Here is a 16,573-nt window from a genome sequence, read left to right as displayed (position 1 = left end):
TTCCACCAGTTGCTTTGGTGAAATTTTACGGTCTTACCTGCTGTTAGTCAAAATTTGTTTTGCTACGGTATAACAACAGAAAAGAGCGGGTAAGCCCCACTCTTTTGCTGGAAAAATATCAACAAATTATTACCATTAGAATAGCATAGTTCTTGGTATAATGCAAATTTCCTTCATGAAAGATAACCATATTGTGACAGGATTTTGAAATGACTAGATTTTACAGATCAAACTTTGAATGATTAGCAGCTCATTGATCCTTAAAAGAGTGATAGCTGATTAGCATCCGGCATTCCTTCCAAACAGCCCAACTGATCCATGTATTCGATTAGTGTTTTCGAAACACGACCGCGTTGCTGTAAATCTTCCTTCGATAAAAACTCTCCATCTTCTCGAGCAGCCACTATCGTTTTGGCTACGTTCGTACCAAGTCCTGGGATTGCATCAAAAGGTGGAATTAATGAATTGCCTTCAATGACAAATTCACTTGCCTGTGAGCGGTACAAGTCAACTTTTTGGAAGCTCATGCCTCGCTCACACATTTCCAGTGCTAGCTCCATCACTGTTAATAAGTTCTTTTCTTTTGTAGAGGCATCTAGACCTTTTAAATTGATTTCGTCAATACGGGCCCGAATCATTTGTGAACCTTGAACCATAGCAATTAAATCAAAGTCATCTGCACGTACCGTGAAATATGCTGCATAGTACAGGATTGGAAAATGGACCTTAAACCAAGCAATACGAACCGCCATTAATACGTATGCGGCAGCATGGGCTTTCGGGAACATATATTTTATCTTTTTACATGACTCGATATACCATCCTGGTACTTTATTGGCGAGCATCTCTGCTTCAAATTCCTCTGATAAGCCTTTCCCTTTACGTACAGACTCCATGATTTTAAATGCTAACGATGGCTCTAGACCTTGGTAAATTAAATACACCATAATATCGTCACGACAACCAATTACTTCTTTCAAGACACATGTCCCGTTATGAATTAATTCTTGTGCGTTACCTAGCCATACGTCTGTTCCATGAGATAATCCGGAAATTTGCACAAGCTCTGAGAATGTAGAAGGCTTTGTATCCTCTAACATTTGCCGTACGAAGCGAGTACCGAATTCAGGAATACCTAATGTTCCCGTCTTACAGCCAATTTGTTTTTCAGTTACACCTAACGATTCAGGTGAACTAAAAATTTGCATAACGACAGGATCATCAGTAGGAATCGTTTTCGGATCTATTCCTGATAAATCCTGTAGCATTCTAATAACTGTCGGATCATCGTGTCCAAGTATATCTAGTTTTAAAATATTATCATGAATCGAGTGGAAGTCGAAATGGGTTGTGCGCCATTCTGCATCCTGAGCATCTGCTGGGAACTGTACTGGAGTGAAATCAAAAATATCCATATAATCAGGTACTACGATAATTCCCCCTGGGTGTTGCCCACTAGTTCGCTTAACCCCTGTACATCCTTGCACTAAACGATCCACCTCAGCTCCGCGGAAATGTAAGTTGTGATCATTCGCATAGCCTTTGACATAACCATATGCTGTTTTCTCCGCCACCGTACCGATTGTTCCTGCACGGTACACATAATCCTCACCAAATAATACCTTGGTATAATTATGGGCCTTCGGCTGGTATTCACCAGAAAAGTTTAAATCGATATCGGGTACCTTATCCCCTTTAAAGCCAAGGAAGGTTTCGAATGGGATATCTTGTCCATCTTTTTTATAAGGTGTTCCGCATTCTGAGCAGTCTTTATTCGGTAAATCAAAGCCTGAGCTAACCGAACCATCATCAAAAAACTCGGAATGCTTACAATTTGGACAAACATAATGCGGAGGCAATGGGTTAACCTCCGTAATTTCCATAAAGGTTGCCACTAATGAAGAGCCTACGGAACCACGAGAACCTACTAAATAACCGTCAGCTAAAGATTTCTTAACCAGCTTCGCAGAAATTAAATAAATTACACCAAAACCATGTCCTAATATAGATTTTAGTTCTTTTTCAATTCGAGCTTTTACAATTTCGGGTAGCTCCTCACCGTAAATATGATGAGCCATTTCATACGTTAAATTGGTTACTTCATCATCAGAGCCTTCAATTTTTGGTGTATATAAATCATCCTTAATCGGCTTAACATCTCCAATGCTATCAGCTACTTTTTGTGCATTCGTCACAACAACTTCTTTAGCTAGATCTGGTCCTAAGAAATCAAATTCTTTTAGCATTTCATCCGTTGTTCTAAAATGCACCTCAGGTAGTTTGGATCGATTTAAGATGTTTGCACCACCTTGAGAGCCAACAAGTATTTGTCTAAACATAGCATCAGTTGGGTCTAAATAATGAACATTTCCCGTTGCGACAACTGGTTTATCGAGCTTCTTCCCTAACTTAACAAGCTTTCGAATGATATCCTCTAATGTCCATTCATCACGGACGACATTCCGTTCAATTAATGGTGCATATACCGCCTTCGGTTGTACCTCAATATAATCATAGAATTTTGCCACCTGTTCGGCTTCTTCCGGTGATTTATTCATCATCGTTTCAAATAATTCACCATTACTACAACCAGAACCGACTAATAAACCTTCTCGATATTGCTCTAGAACAGCTCGTGTCACACGAGGAACTCGATAGAATGTCTTTGTATGGGAGTGTGAAACAATTTTAAATAAATTCTTTAAGCCCGCATTATCAACAGCTAAAATAGTACAATGCATCGGTCGACCTTTTTTATAGGCATCCCCACCACCGATATGTTTATTAAAATCATCATGGTATTTAATGACTAATTCATCGGCATCTTTTAATAATTGTAAAAGTAAATAGCCTGTCGCCTCTGTATCGTATATCGCTCGGTGATGTTGTGTTAATTCAATATTGAATTTTTTACAAAGTGTATTTAAACGGTGATTTTTCATTGTAGGGTAAAGTAATCTAGCTAATTCTAATGTATCAATGACTGGATGTGTTGTTCCTTCAAGACCAAATTTTTTATAGCCTGTATATAAGAAACCAATATCAAATGACGCATTATGAGCAACAACAATCCCATCCCCAATAAATGCATGAAACTCTTTAATGACTTGCTCTACTTCCGGGGCATGACGAACCATATCATCGGTTATACCTGTTAATTCAATGGTCGTTGCTGAAAGCGGATGATGCGGGTTTGCAAAGCTTTCATATTTATCGATGACATGGCCATCTTTAATCTTTACTGCCGCCAGCTCAATGATTGTATCGTAAGCAGTGGATAATCCGGTTGTTTCCACGTCAAAGACAACATAAGTGGCATCTGCTAATAAGCGATGCTCTGGGGCATATGCAATAGGTACACCATCATCGACTAAATTAGCCTCCAAGCCATAAATTACTTTAATGCCATGTTTTTTCCCTGCTGCATAGGCTTCTGGGAAGGATTGTACAACAGCATGATCTGTAATAGCTACTGCTGGATGACCCCATTTTGCTGCCTGTGCAACAAGACGATCAACGGGCGTCACAGCGTCCATTTGACTCATCGGTGTATGCAAATGTAGCTCTACTCGCTTTTCACCCTCTGGTGCCAGATCCTGACGTGTTTCTTTTTTTATTTCATTAATATCATTCGCCATGACGATTAAATCACGAATAAATGTGTCTGTTTGGACGGAGCCTCGAACTTTAACCCACATTCCCTTTTTTAGGTGCTGCATCAATTCGGCATCGTCATTATCACGTGAGAACATTTTGACGATAATAGAGTCCGTATAGTCAGTAATTTTAATTTGTAATAAAGAACGGCCACTTTTCAGTACTTTAATTTCCGTATCAAAGACAAAGCCTTCCACAATAACACGGCGTTCTTCTTCAACAATGCGTTTAATTTCCATAATTTCATCATCTTTAATATGCATACCAAGCTGGAATGGACGATCACCAAGGTTCGCAATAGCTGGATTGTCCTTCTTCTCCTGCTCTCGTTTTTGGAAGTCCTGCATCGCTTGTTGAGATAAAGCCGCTTCTTCCATACGTTTTTGTTCCATAAACGCTTCCTGAGCAGCAATCATTTCTTCAGTTTGTTCTTGAAGTACAAAGTCTATCACCATTTTTGGAAAACCGAATTGACAATAGCTATCTGCTAGCTTGTCGGCATACTTCGTTTTTAACATCATAAATTCCATTTCCTGCATACAGGCCAATGTAATTTTCTGACCATTCCACATCGGCACTTGAGAGATGAGGCAATTTTTCAAAGTTGGTGCCATCTCATCAATTTGCTCGACAACATTTAGCCAATAAGCTTGAACAAGTTCCTCCGTTACACTTTTCTCTTGTGTCTCAATGGTTGTATAAACTTGTGCGATTGCTGAAAATTTATCTGTTAAATGGGTACGGAAAAGCTGGTAAAGCGGAAATGGCAGTATATCACGCAATTGAATAGTAAAATGCCATAGTCTATCCTTTTTATGGACTGTTAGCCGTGATAACTCACCTTCCTCGAAAAATGACATGTACACATCATCTGTTAACTCTAGTTGCTGCAAAAGCATTCGAAATCTCGTTCTTGCCTCTTGTTGCTGTTCCAATTTATCGACACCTACTTTCAGGAGGAGGCAGTCCATATAAGCCTCATATTCTAATTTATCTTCAACATAGGACAAGAATGCCAGAAAAAAATTCGCTCCCTCACTGCGGGCGCTCTTCAAGCTTAACAGAGAGTCTAAACTATCTGTTTTGTTTGCTTGGCTCACTGTCCCGCAGAATTGTCGCGAATTTATTTATCCCTATTTTATCAAAATTACATGAAAGCCTCTATTAGAAGCATTCACTTCCATTTAAAACCAATCATGACAGGTTATTAGTTTTTACGGAAAAATTCATTCAAGCGGTCAATCACTTCTTCCTTTTTCCATTCAAATGTTTCTCCAGTTTGTCTGAACTTCACTTCCACAATACCTTCTGTTGCTTTTTTACCAACTGTTACGCGAACAGGTAAACCAATTAAATCAGCATCCGCAAATTTAACGCCAGCACGCTCAGCACGGTCATCTAGTAGTACATCATAGCGATATGATTTTAGTAAGCCGTAAAGCTCATCTGCTAAAGCTACTTGCACTTCATCTTTAGTATTTACAGGTACAACATGGATATCGTATGGAGCTAATTGTGTTGGCCAAGTGAAGCCATTTTCATCTTGGAAATGCTCAGCTACCGCAGCTAGAATACGAGAAACACCAATACCATAGCAACCCATAATAAATGGTTGAGATTTCCCTTGCTCGTCTAAGAAAGTACCATTCATTTTAGCAGAATATGTAGTACCTAGTTTAAAAATATGACCAACCTCAATGCCTTCCGCAAATTTAATCGTACCTTGTCCATCTGGAGAAGGATCACCCTCTTGAATAAAACGAATATCTAAGTAGTCATTCACAGCAAAATCACGCTCAGGATTAACATTTACTAAATGGAATCCATCTTCATTCGCACCTGCAATACCATTACGAATAGATTTAATCGCATGATCAGCTACTACTTTTACATCTACAGGTAACTTCACTGGCCCAATGGAGCCAACACCACAACCTAATAGCTCACGAATCGCTGCTTCACTTGCAAGCTCTACAGAACCCGCTTCAAGCGCATTTTTCAATTTAATATCATTAATTTCATGATCTCCACGCGCAAGAACAACTACAAGCTCTCCATCTACATCAAAAACAAGAGATTTTATAACATGGGCAGGTTTTACTTGTAGGAATGCTGAAACTTCCTCTATTGTTTTTTGATCTGGTGTCGCTACTTTTTCAACTTCTTTTAATGCTTCATCAGATGTCTGGTAATCTGCAATGACTTCAGCCATTTCAATATTTGCTGCATAGTCAGATGTATCTGAATAGGCAATTGTATCTTCTCCAATTTCTGAAAGGACCATGAACTCATGTGTACCTTTTCCGCCGATAGACCCTGCATCTGCGATAACAGCACGATAGTTTAAGCCAAGACGTGAGAAAATATTAGAATAAGCACGATACATATCATCATATGTTTCATCTAAGCTTTCACGAGACGCATGGAAAGAATACGCATCTTTCATAATAAATTCTCTTCCTCGTAGTAAACCAAAGCGAGGACGTTTTTCATCACGGAACTTCGTTTGAATTTGATAAAGTGTTAACGGTAATTTTTTATAAGATTTAATTTCATCACGTACTAACGTTGTAATTACTTCTTCATGTGTTGGCCCTAATGCAAAATCACGGTCATGACGGTCTTTCAAGCGCATTAATTCTGGACCGTATTTTTCCCAGCGACCTGACTCTTGCCAAAGCTCAGCAGATTGTAGAGATGGCATTAATAGCTCAATCGAATTGATGGCCTCCATCTCTTCTCGAATAATTGTTTCAATTTTTGATAACACACGTTTTGCAAGCGGTAAATACGAGTATACCCCACTTGTATTTTGACGAATAAACCCTGCACGTAGTAATTGCTTATGTGACTTTACCTCAGCATCAGCAGGTACTTCACGTAACGTTGGGATAAATGTTTTACTTTGCTTCATTCAGTGTTCCACCTTTTTTAATAGATAAGTTTATACTCTCAATAGCATAAACAAATTTAGCTTTGAGCGCAATGTTTCGTAGAAAATGCGCCCAAAGCTATAAATAAAATTCCTTTTAATTGTAAAGTTAGAATTTACTAGTCATTGATTAAAAGAAAAATCTCTGTATATCATTCCATGTGACAACTACCATTAAAATCATTAGTAGAACAATTCCTACAAAATGGACAATTCCTTCTTTTTGACGGTCAATTGGTTTCCCACGTAAAGCTTCAAAACCAAAGAATAATAAGCGACCACCGTCTAAAGCAGGTAATGGAAGTAAGTTCATAATTCCTAGATTTATACTTAACATTGCAGCCCAATTCATTAAGTTCATAATTCCATACTGAGCAACTTGCTCGGTTGCTTTATAAATACCTACAGGACCGGATAAAGCGTCTATTGTAAACTTACCAGTAATCAGCATACCTAGAAGCTCAAATATTTTGACAGTCATATTATAGGTTTCTTGTGCCCCATAGACAACAGCCTTTAGTGGATTAAATTCTCTCGGGCTATCGTAAAGCACTCCAATTTGACCATACTTTTCTCCATCCTGTTGGACTTCCTTTACAGTCATGTTTAAGTTGACAGATTGTCCATCTCGATCTACGGTCACCATAATCTCTTCGTTTGGATGATCCTGAATAATTGCAGCTAAATCCTGCCACTTTTCAACAGCCTGTCCATCAATGGCTGTCACTCTATCACCTGCAAGCATCCCAGCCTCCGCAGCTGGATTATTTTCTACAACTTCAGAGATAACTGGCTCATATGTTGGAACTCCGTGAATTAATCCAATAACTAAATAAATTACAAAAGCTAGAATAAAGTTAAAAAATGGACCTGCGAAAATAGTCATCGCTCGTTGGCCAACCGTTTTTGCATTAAATTGACGATCATGAGGTGCAATGACCAGCTCTCGTCCATTTTCCACAAGAATACAATCCCTCGCTACTTGATAACGAACTAATCTTTCTTCTTCATCATAGCCCTCTACAAACAAATCTTTTTCTAAATCAGCACGCTCAACTTCTAAAAATAACAAATCTGGTAATTGCTTATTATTTTGATTGAAAATAATTTTTTTAACAACATTATCTTCATTGACAACAAGCCCTATTCGATATCCTGGCTGTAATTCAGTGCCATCCATATCTTCGCCAGCCATTCGTACATATCCACCGATAGGCAATAAACGAATAGTATACATTGTTTCTCCATGTGTTCTACCATAAATCTTGGGTCCCATACCGATGGCAAATTCACGTACTAGAATACCTGCTCGTTTGGCGAATAAGAAGTGTCCAAGTTCATGGAAGAAGACGAGTAAACCAAATATTAAAATAAATGCAATGGCTGTTTGCATAATACCCCACCTTTAAAAGCGATTAGTTAACGATACATTGCTCTCGTTATTTTACCATGTCTAACACTATTTTTCTTGTTTCACTGTCCACCTGTAAAATCGTTTGTAAATCTGGTATTGCAATGTTTTGGTGTGCTTGCATCACACGTTCAATCGTCTCATCGATTTGAAGGAATGTTATTTTCCCTTGTAAAAAAGCTGCAACTGCAGCTTCATTTGCTGCATTCATTGCTGTTAGGATGGTTCCACCAGTACGGCCAGCCTCGTATGCTAAGCGCAATGCTGGGTAACGTTCAAAGTCCATTTCTTGAAAATGCAATTGACCAATTTGCGCTAAATTTAGTCTCTGACCATTATGTAACGGGATACGATCAGGGTAACTTAAAGCATATTGGATAGGAACGCGCATATCTGGTGTGCCTAATTGTGCAATCACACTAGTATCATGATACTCAACTAGAGAGTGAATAATACTTTCTCTATGCAAAAGTACATCTATTTTTTCATATGGCATATCGAATAAAACATGCGCCTCAATTACTTCTAAACCTTTATTCATCATTGTTGCAGAATCTATCGTAATCTTTGCGCCCATAGACCAATTCGGGTGATTCAGTGCGTCAGCCACAGTCACATGTTTTAATTGGTCCCGTGTTTTATCGCGGAAGCTACCACCTGAAGCAGTAATAATTAAACGTTCAATATCTTTTGGGTTTTCACCATTCATCGATTGGAAGATAGCAGAATGCTCACTATCAACTGGCAAAATAGTTGCGTTGTATTTTTTCGCTTCAGCCATTACTAAATGTCCAGCTGTCACAAGTGTTTCTTTATTTGCAATCGCAATTGTTTTTCCCATTCGAATGGCTGCTAAAGTGGATTCCAGCCCAACACTTCCAAGTACAGCATTAACAAGAACTGTCGAAGCCGGATGTGTAGCAACCTCCACTAAGCCTTGTGCGCCAAATGTGAAGTGAATAGTCGGATACTCCTTAGCAAGCAGTAGCGCATCTTCTTCTAGCTGCACAGAAACTAATTCGGGCTTTAAGTTATCAATCATTTCTCGTGTTTTCTCCATATTTTTCCCTGAAGAGAAAGCAACTAATTGAAAAGCTTCACGTTGTTCTTTTAAAATATCGTAGGTTTGCCAACCGATTGAACCAGTTGCACCTAATAAACTAATTTTTTTCACAACACATTGTCCCCTTTTTCTATCTAAGCAAATGTATGAATAGAAGTCCTTTATAGTTCGGATTAATTACCAAACAAATGTAAAAAATGAAGTAAAGGCACAACGAACAATAGACTATCGAAGCGATCTAATATCCCGCCATGCCCCGGTAAAATATTACCTGAATCCTTTACATCAAAATGACGCTTAATAGCAGATTCCACCAAATCGCCCATCTGACCAATAATGGAGGCGAAAATTGTTACGAATACAAGTGTTATATAACCATTTGCAAATGGGTAAATAAGTTGCATACCGACAGCGAAAATGACAGCAATGACAATTCCACCGATGAAGCCTTCAATCGTTTTCTTTGGTGAGATTTCAGGCCATAACTTGTTCTTACCAAATTTTCTTCCGACAAAATAGGCACCTGAATCCGTTGTCCAAACGACCAATAAACAATAGACAACGTACTCTAAACCTACATTTCTTGTTTCAATTAAGTAATGGAACCCTAAGCCCACATAAAATGCGCCTAATAAAATAAAACCAACTTCATCAAAAGTTATTTTATTTTTTACCAAGACTACATAAATAAGGAGTAGCATCATCAGACCATAGACTACCATTAGAGTAGACGAATAGCCTATTAAGTCTACAACCTTTTCACTCCAGTCCTTCGGGATAACAAGCAAAATTAAAGTGACCAGCCCTAAAAAGCCAGGCACAGAAAAAATGGAAATACCTTTCATTTTAAGTATTTCATAAAAACCGACAATAGCCATTGCTAGCACAAGTATGGCAAATGGTACTTTTCCATAAATAACGAATGGTATGAAAAATGCTGCTGCAATTATTGCGGTAATAATTCGTTGTTTCAAGTTGTTTCTTCTCCCTTCAACCCACCATAACGGCGATTACGTTTTTGATAGTTTTCCACCGCTTCCAGTAAGGTTTCCTCACTAAAATCTGGCCACAATGTATCTGTAAACCAAAATTCTGTATAGGCAAGCTGCCAAAGCATAAAGTTACTTAAGCGCACTTCACCACTTGTACGAATTAATAAATCCGGTTCAGGCAAATGGGCCGTCATTAAATGAGATGTTAAGCATTCTTCTGTTAGGTCTTGCATTGTTAATTGACCGTCCTGTACTTTTTGAAGCATCATTTTCATGGCATTAACCATCTCAGAACGACTTCCATAATTCAGGGCGAAATTTAAAATAAGACCTGTATTATGCTTCGTTTCTTCCATTGCCTCATACAACGCTTTTTGTGTATGGGCAGGTAATAAAGATGGATCTCCAATCATTTCGACACGTACATTGCGTTCCATCATCTCGGGTAAAAAGGAACCTAAAAACTCGACTGGTAGCCGCATCAAAAAATCTACTTCAGGTTTTGGCCGTTTCCAGTTTTCAGTGGAAAACGCATATACGGTTAATACCTTAATGCCTAAATCTGACGCAAATCTCGTGACCTTACGTACGGTCTTCATTCCCTCATGATGACCAGCAACACGGGGCATAGCTCGTTTTTTTGCCCAACGTCCATTTCCGTCCATAATAATCGCTACATGGGCAGGAATCGGCTCGCTTTTAGTTAGGGCCACACGCTCCTCCAATGATAGTGTATCCATATTTATTTGTTTACCTAATAGCTTTTTAAACATGCTAACTCCCCCACTACAACTAATCGGACGTATACTAACCTATCATAACAAACAAAAGCGCTTTTTGTCTTTTTTTTCCCCTCTAAATTGACTATGTATGTACTAGCGTATTTTAGAACTATACACATTTTTAAAGAATAAGTTTGTTAAAAAATTAATCAATATTTATGTGATGCACAGCTTTGTATATTTCATCTATGCTTTTCTCTATGATTCAGCTCATATTCGAATGGTAAAGAGAAAAGACGTCCTGTTATGTATAGGACGCCTTCATCTCATCAAAAAGTTCCATCATAGACATGTAAAACGTTTGTTTTACACTTCTAAAATTTCTTTTTCTTTATCTTTCGTTACTTGATCCACTTTGACAATGAATTCATCTGTTAATTTTTGAATATCATCACCATAGCCACGTAGATCGTCTTCTGTGATTTCGCCAGCTTTTTCAAGTTTTTTCAAATCATCATTCGCATCACGACGTACATTACGTACAGCAATTTTTGCGTCTTCTGCTTCTTTTTTCACTTGCTTCACTAAATCTTTACGACGCTCTTCAGTAAGAGCAGGAATCATTAAGCGAATGATAGAGCCATCATTTGTTGGTGTGATACCGATATCTGATTTCATAATTGCTTTTTCAATTTCACCTAAAATTGTTTTATCATAAGGTGTAATCACTAATAAGCGAGCTTCTGGTACAGAAACACCCGCAAGCTGATTAATTGGTGTCGGGGCGCCATAATAATCAACCATAATACGATCTAATAACGATGCGTTAGCACGCCCTGCACGAATTGAAGATAGTTCACGTGTGAAAGCTGCAATTGTTTTGTTCATTTTTTCTTTTGCTTGTTCTAATACTTGTTTTGCCATTATGCATTCCTCCTAACAACTGTTCCGATTTTTTCGCCTAGTACAGCACGTTTAATGTTGCCTGGTTCCGTAATTGAGAAAACAATTAGTGGAATATCATTATCCATACATAGGGTAGAAGCTGTTGAATCCATTACTTGTAAGCCTTGTTGGATAACGTCTAAGTATGTGAGTGTATCATATTTAATGGCTGTTGTATCCACTTTTGGATCTGCTGAATAAACGCCGTCAACATTGTTTTTAGCCATTAAAATCGCATCTGCATCAATTTCTGCTGCACGTAATGCTGCCGTCGTATCGGTTGAGAAGAACGGATTACCTGTCCCTGCTGCAAAGATAACGACACGCTTTTTCTCAAGATGTCTAACTGCTTTACGACGAATGTATGGCTCCGCTACTTGAGTCATCACGATAGAAGATTGAACACGTGTTTCAATGCCTAATTTTTCAAGAGCATCTTGTAAAGCTAGGGAGTTCATTACAGTTGCAAGCATGCCCATATAGTCAGCTGCTGCACGATCCATCCCCATTTCACTACCTATTTTTCCACGCCATATATTACCGCCACCTACAACAACAGCAACTTCTACATCAAGATCCACTACTTCTTTTACTTCTTCTGCAACAGACTTGATTATTTTTGGTGATAAACCGAAGCCCGCTTCTCCAGCTAACGCTTCACCACTTAGTTTAATAACTACTCGTTTATATTGCGGTACACTCATTGTAAACCTCCGTAAGACTTTATTTAAAAAATCTCTATTCCCTTTTCCATTATAGTATATCTAACAATAATTGCTAGTTGAGAATAAGGCAGAATAGAAAATTCTATTACTATTTTCGTTCATTTCGGAAAAATAGGGAACACGCTATGTTGTGTTCCCCATTTTTTTCTAGAAAATCTAGATATTATTTGATTAGGATCAAATGCCCGCTAAATTAGTTACCTTTAACTTGGCTCATTACTTCTTCTGCAAAGTTATCTTCACGCTTTTCGATACCTTCACCTACAGCATAACGTACAAAGCCGTTTACTGAACCACCAGTAGAAGCTACGAAATCACGTACTTTTTGGTCAGAGTTTTTAACGAATGATTGATCAAGTAGGCACACGTCTTCGAAATATTTACCAAGACGACCTTCAACCATTTTAGCAACGATGTTTTCTGGTTTACCTTCGTTAAGAGCTTGCTCAGTTAATACTTTACGCTCACGTTCAACTTCTTCAGCAGAAACTTCATCGCGAGAAACATAAGTTGGGTTGATTGCAGCGATGTGCATTGCAACATCTTTCGCTGCTGATGCATCAGTAGAACCTTCTAAAGTTACTAATACGCCAATACGGCCTCCCATGTGTAAGTAAGCACCGAATGAATCTGCATCCGTTTTTGTTTTGATTTCAAAACGACGAAGTGTGATTTTTTCTCCAATTGTTGCAACAGCTGTAGAAATTTGATCTTCAATTTTTACACCTTCAGCATTTGTAAGCTCTAGAGCAGCTTCAACTGATGCTGGTTTCGCAGTAAGTAATTGCTCCGCTAAAGATGAAACCAATACTTGGAATTTGTCGTTTTTTGCAACGAAGTCAGTTTCAGCGTTAACTTCAAGGATGATTGCTTCGTTACCTTGTTCTAAAATGTAAGTAGTACCTTCCGCAGCGATACGGTCAGCTTTTTTAGCAGCTGAAGAAAGACCTTTTTCACGTAGGAAATCGATTGCAGCTTCTAGATCGCCATCAGTTTGTACTAGCGCTTTTTTACAATCCATCATACCAGCGCCAGTTTTTTCGCGTAATTCTTTTACTAATTGTGCAGTAATGTTTGCCATTTAGTGTTTCCTCCTCAAATTGGTTGAACAAAGTTTTAATGATAGGTTCTAAAAAAGGTGATAAGGGTTTTGAGCCACTTATCACCTTTTTGTAAACGTGAATTACTCAGCAGCAGCTTCTACAGCTGGAGCTTCTTCTTCACCTTGTTTTGACTCGATTAAAGCGTCAGCCATTTTAGCAGTTAAAAGTTTAACAGCGCGAATAGCATCATCGTTAGCAGGGATTACGTAGTCGATTTCATCTGGATCACAGTTTGTATCAACAATACCTACTAGAGGGATGTTTAATTTACGAGCTTCAGCAACCGCAATACGTTCTTTACGTGGGTCAACCACGAACATTACGTCTGGAAGATCGTGCATATCACGGATACCGCCTAAGAATTTGATTAGACGCTCGTGTTCTTTTTTAAGTTGGATTACTTCTTTTTTAGGAAGAACTTCGAAAGTACCTTCTTCTTCCATTTTTTCGATTTGTTTCATACGTGCAACACGTTTTTGAATTGTACCGAAGTTAGTAAGAGTACCACCTAACCAACGTTGGTTGATGTAGTAGTTGCCTGAACGTTCAGCTTCATCTTTGATCGCTTCTTGCGCTTGTTTTTTCGTACCAACGAAAAGAACTTTACCACCGTCTTGACCAACTTGACGCATGAAGTCATAAGCTTCCTCTAATTTTTTAACAGTTTTTTGTAAGTCGATGATGTAAATCCCGTTACGTTCTACGAAGATATATTTCTTCATTTTTGGGTTCCAACGACGAGTTTGGTGACCGAAATGTACACCAGCTTCAAGTAATTGTTTCATAGAAATTACTGACATGTGAATTTCCTCCTAGTATGTTTGGTTTTTATCCTCCGCATTTATCTTCTGCAACAAGCTACCCTAATCTTAGAGCACCACTTACTACATCAAAATGCGTGTGTAGTAATAACACCATTTGCAACTATATCATAGCTTTTCCCAGTTAGCAACAATTTAGTGATGAAATTTCAGTAAAAGCTCGATTTCTGTTTTTCCCTTTTGCAGCTGTTTCGCTATTTCTTCTGTTGATTTACCCTGCTTAGCTAAATTTAATGCCTGTTGCTCCATTGTTAGCTCTTTAACTTCTTCCTTTTGCTCTACTTTTAAAGGCATCGGTGAGGAAGCTATTGTTTCAGTTGTCTGTCTCTGACGGGAATAAGCATTGGCTACAATATTTTTAGGAACATAGAGCCTAGCATCTTTATCTAAGCTTAATGGACGGTCCTTTTTCAGCTCTTGCTCTGCTGCCGAATAAGCCTGCTCCTGCTGAGGTTCATAGCTTACGGTTTGCTGAACGCTAGTTGCTGCTAACTCTGAAGGTGAGACATTTTGTAGTTCTTTAATAAGACGGTCGTTTTCATCTTTCATTTCTGTTAAATAGACACTAATGGTATCGTCCATTTCACTCATTAAGCGTTCTTGCTTCTTTTCTAAATCCTTAAATTTTGCTAGCTTAGTATTTAAAATAATAAGGAAGTAAAATGTAAGTAGCTGTAAAAAGAATAGTACCGCTATTAGTATGGTTGTCATTGTAAACTCCTATCCACTAAAATCCACGAAATTACCTTTAAACGGATGTTGTGCCTGTTTTTCTTGTTGATCCTGTTGCTTTTTCTTCTTTTTGTAAATATCCGTTAAGTATTCGCCACCTGCATCTTCATCCTCATTTATTTCATCCATACCTTCTGATGTATTGACAATTTTTTGCTTGCGTTCTATTTCCTTTTTTAACGCTTCATTGGCATGTGCTTGTTGAGCTAAAGCTTGTTGTTGTACTTGATCAGCCATTTTCCCAGCTTCAAATGTTTTAGGAATCGCAATTTGCAATTCAACCCCTTTTAAACTCATCGGAATCTCTCCCTCAAGGATATTTACGCATTCATCATTTCGCTAGATAATAATTTACGTAACTTTAAAAGCGCTTTGGAATGGATTTGGGAAATACGTGATGTTGATAATTCAAGCATTTCACCAATTTCAGTCAAAGTTAGTTCCTCCGTATAAAATAAACTTAGAACCAATTGTTCTTTTTCATTAAGCTTCTGAATATTTTCTGCTAAATCATCTAATAACTCTGATTTAACCACCGATTGTTCAGGTGTTTTTGTCGTATCGTCTCGTATGACAAACGACTTTCCATCTACCTCTTCTTGGTCTTGTTGTTCATTAATGGAAAGAACATTAGAAAAAAAATGCTCTTGTACTGTCTGATAAACATCTTCCACAGGTACTTCCATATGCTTCGCAAGTTCCTCAGGTGTAACATGACGCATATATTTTTGCTCTAATTGCTCAATCTGAGCATCTAATTTTTTGGCTTTTTCTCGCGCTGAGCGTGGTAGCCAATCTTCCTTACGAAGCCCGTCTATAATGGCTCCCCTTACTCTAAATGAAGCATATGTATCAAATTTCAAATCTCTATTAATATCAAATTTATTTAATGCATCAAATAATCCTATCATTCCTAAGCTCGTTAAATCATCTCGAGATACACTCTTTGGTAAACCCGCACTAATACGTTGAACATGATAAGATACTAAAGAAATATATTTTTTTATGAGTAAATCACCAGCATCTGGATCACGCTCATGTATCCAGCGATTCCACAGTTTTTGCTCATCGTTCAGAATTGGTTGTGTCATGAAATCCACCTCTCTAAAAAACGCCTTTACGCGCCCGTTTGCCACTGACTACTTGCGCTCATAAAACTTTTCTTTCATAAGGATTTCTCCATTATTTTTTATAAAATCCATAACCCTTCTACTCTTAGCATCACGCAACAGAGTAAAAAAATGGATAAGCTATTGCCATCTTTCCTACTATTATAACAAAAATCGACTATAATTTCATTTGTTTCTCTTAGTCTCTCTTCGTTTTATACAAACAAATTATAATTGTCCCCCTGTTATACATTAACCTAGTATACAGTTTAAAAATATGTCTAAATTATTAAGCTTTTACTTTTTAATTTTGTTAGTTCTTTTTACATATATACTAATTCTTATAAGAAGTATTTTGACT

General features: G+C 38.0%; 13 protein-coding genes. All 13 read right to left on the bottom strand.

Annotation, left to right across the window (positions count from 1 at the left end; all coding sequences use genetic code 11):
* Positions 1 to 260: 260 nt before the first annotated feature.
* Positions 261 to 4,592, bottom strand: a complete 4,332-nt coding sequence (locus ACE1MS_RS05070) for a PolC-type DNA polymerase III (RefSeq protein WP_422761375.1) — start codon at positions 4,590 to 4,592, stop codon at positions 261 to 263.
* A gap of 272 nt (positions 4,593 to 4,864) precedes the next feature.
* Entirely contained in the window at positions 4,865 to 6,571 is a 1,707-nt protein-coding gene (locus ACE1MS_RS05065; protein WP_012293299.1) for a proline--tRNA ligase, read from the bottom strand.
* A gap of 148 nt (positions 6,572 to 6,719) precedes the next feature.
* Positions 6,720 to 7,982 carry an RIP metalloprotease RseP gene (rseP, locus tag ACE1MS_RS05060; RefSeq protein WP_012293298.1) on the bottom strand — a complete coding sequence of 421 codons (1,263 nt, stop codon included), beginning with the start codon at positions 7,980 to 7,982 and terminating at the stop codon, positions 6,720 to 6,722.
* A 46-nt stretch (positions 7,983 to 8,028) separates the two neighbouring features.
* Positions 8,029 to 9,174, bottom strand: coding sequence for a 1-deoxy-D-xylulose-5-phosphate reductoisomerase (dxr, locus tag ACE1MS_RS05055; RefSeq protein ID WP_012293297.1), 1,146 nt, complete (start codon positions 9,172 to 9,174; stop codon positions 8,029 to 8,031).
* Positions 9,175 to 9,236: 62 nt separating this feature from the next.
* Positions 9,237 to 10,037, bottom strand: coding sequence for a phosphatidate cytidylyltransferase (locus ACE1MS_RS05050; RefSeq protein ID WP_012293296.1), 801 nt, complete (start codon positions 10,035 to 10,037; stop codon positions 9,237 to 9,239).
* On the bottom strand, positions 10,034 to 10,828 hold the full coding sequence (locus ACE1MS_RS05045; protein ID WP_008181400.1) for an isoprenyl transferase: 795 nt from the start codon (positions 10,826 to 10,828) through the stop codon (positions 10,034 to 10,036). Before ACE1MS_RS05045 ends, ACE1MS_RS05050 begins: the two co-directional genes overlap by 4 nt.
* A 315-nt stretch (positions 10,829 to 11,143) precedes the next feature.
* A complete protein-coding gene (frr, locus tag ACE1MS_RS05040) occupies positions 11,144 to 11,701 on the bottom strand; it encodes a ribosome recycling factor (RefSeq protein ID WP_031419001.1) in 558 nt (185 codons plus the stop codon).
* A complete protein-coding gene (pyrH, locus tag ACE1MS_RS05035) occupies positions 11,701 to 12,426 on the bottom strand; it encodes a UMP kinase (protein WP_012293293.1) in 726 nt (241 codons plus the stop codon). Before pyrH ends, frr begins: the two co-directional genes overlap by 1 nt.
* 214 nt (positions 12,427 to 12,640) lie before the next feature.
* Complete coding sequence (gene tsf / locus ACE1MS_RS05030; protein WP_012293292.1) at positions 12,641 to 13,528, bottom strand: translation elongation factor Ts; 888 nt, start codon at positions 13,526 to 13,528, stop codon at positions 12,641 to 12,643.
* 102 nt (positions 13,529 to 13,630) lie between these two features.
* Positions 13,631 to 14,350 (bottom strand): 30S ribosomal protein S2, encoded by a 720-nt coding sequence (rpsB, locus tag ACE1MS_RS05025; RefSeq protein ID WP_004269262.1) that lies wholly within the window; start codon positions 14,348 to 14,350, stop codon positions 13,631 to 13,633.
* Between the two features lie 156 nt (positions 14,351 to 14,506).
* Positions 14,507 to 15,082: a hypothetical protein gene (locus ACE1MS_RS05020; protein WP_031418999.1), complete on the bottom strand. Its 576-nt coding sequence runs from the start codon at positions 15,080 to 15,082 to the stop codon at positions 14,507 to 14,509.
* A 9-nt stretch (positions 15,083 to 15,091) separates the two neighbouring features.
* Positions 15,092 to 15,400: a hypothetical protein gene (locus ACE1MS_RS05015; protein ID WP_012293288.1), complete on the bottom strand. Its 309-nt coding sequence runs from the start codon at positions 15,398 to 15,400 to the stop codon at positions 15,092 to 15,094.
* 23 nt (positions 15,401 to 15,423) lie between these two features.
* Entirely contained in the window at positions 15,424 to 16,194 is a 771-nt protein-coding gene (locus tag ACE1MS_RS05010) for a FliA/WhiG family RNA polymerase sigma factor (RefSeq protein ID WP_008180720.1), read from the bottom strand.
* Between the last annotated feature and the right edge of the window lie 379 nt (positions 16,195 to 16,573).

Source organism: Lysinibacillus sp. fkY74-1, from assembly GCF_053165895.1.
Note: the sequence above shows the minus strand (reverse complement) of the source record. Positions and strands in the feature narration are given on the sequence as shown.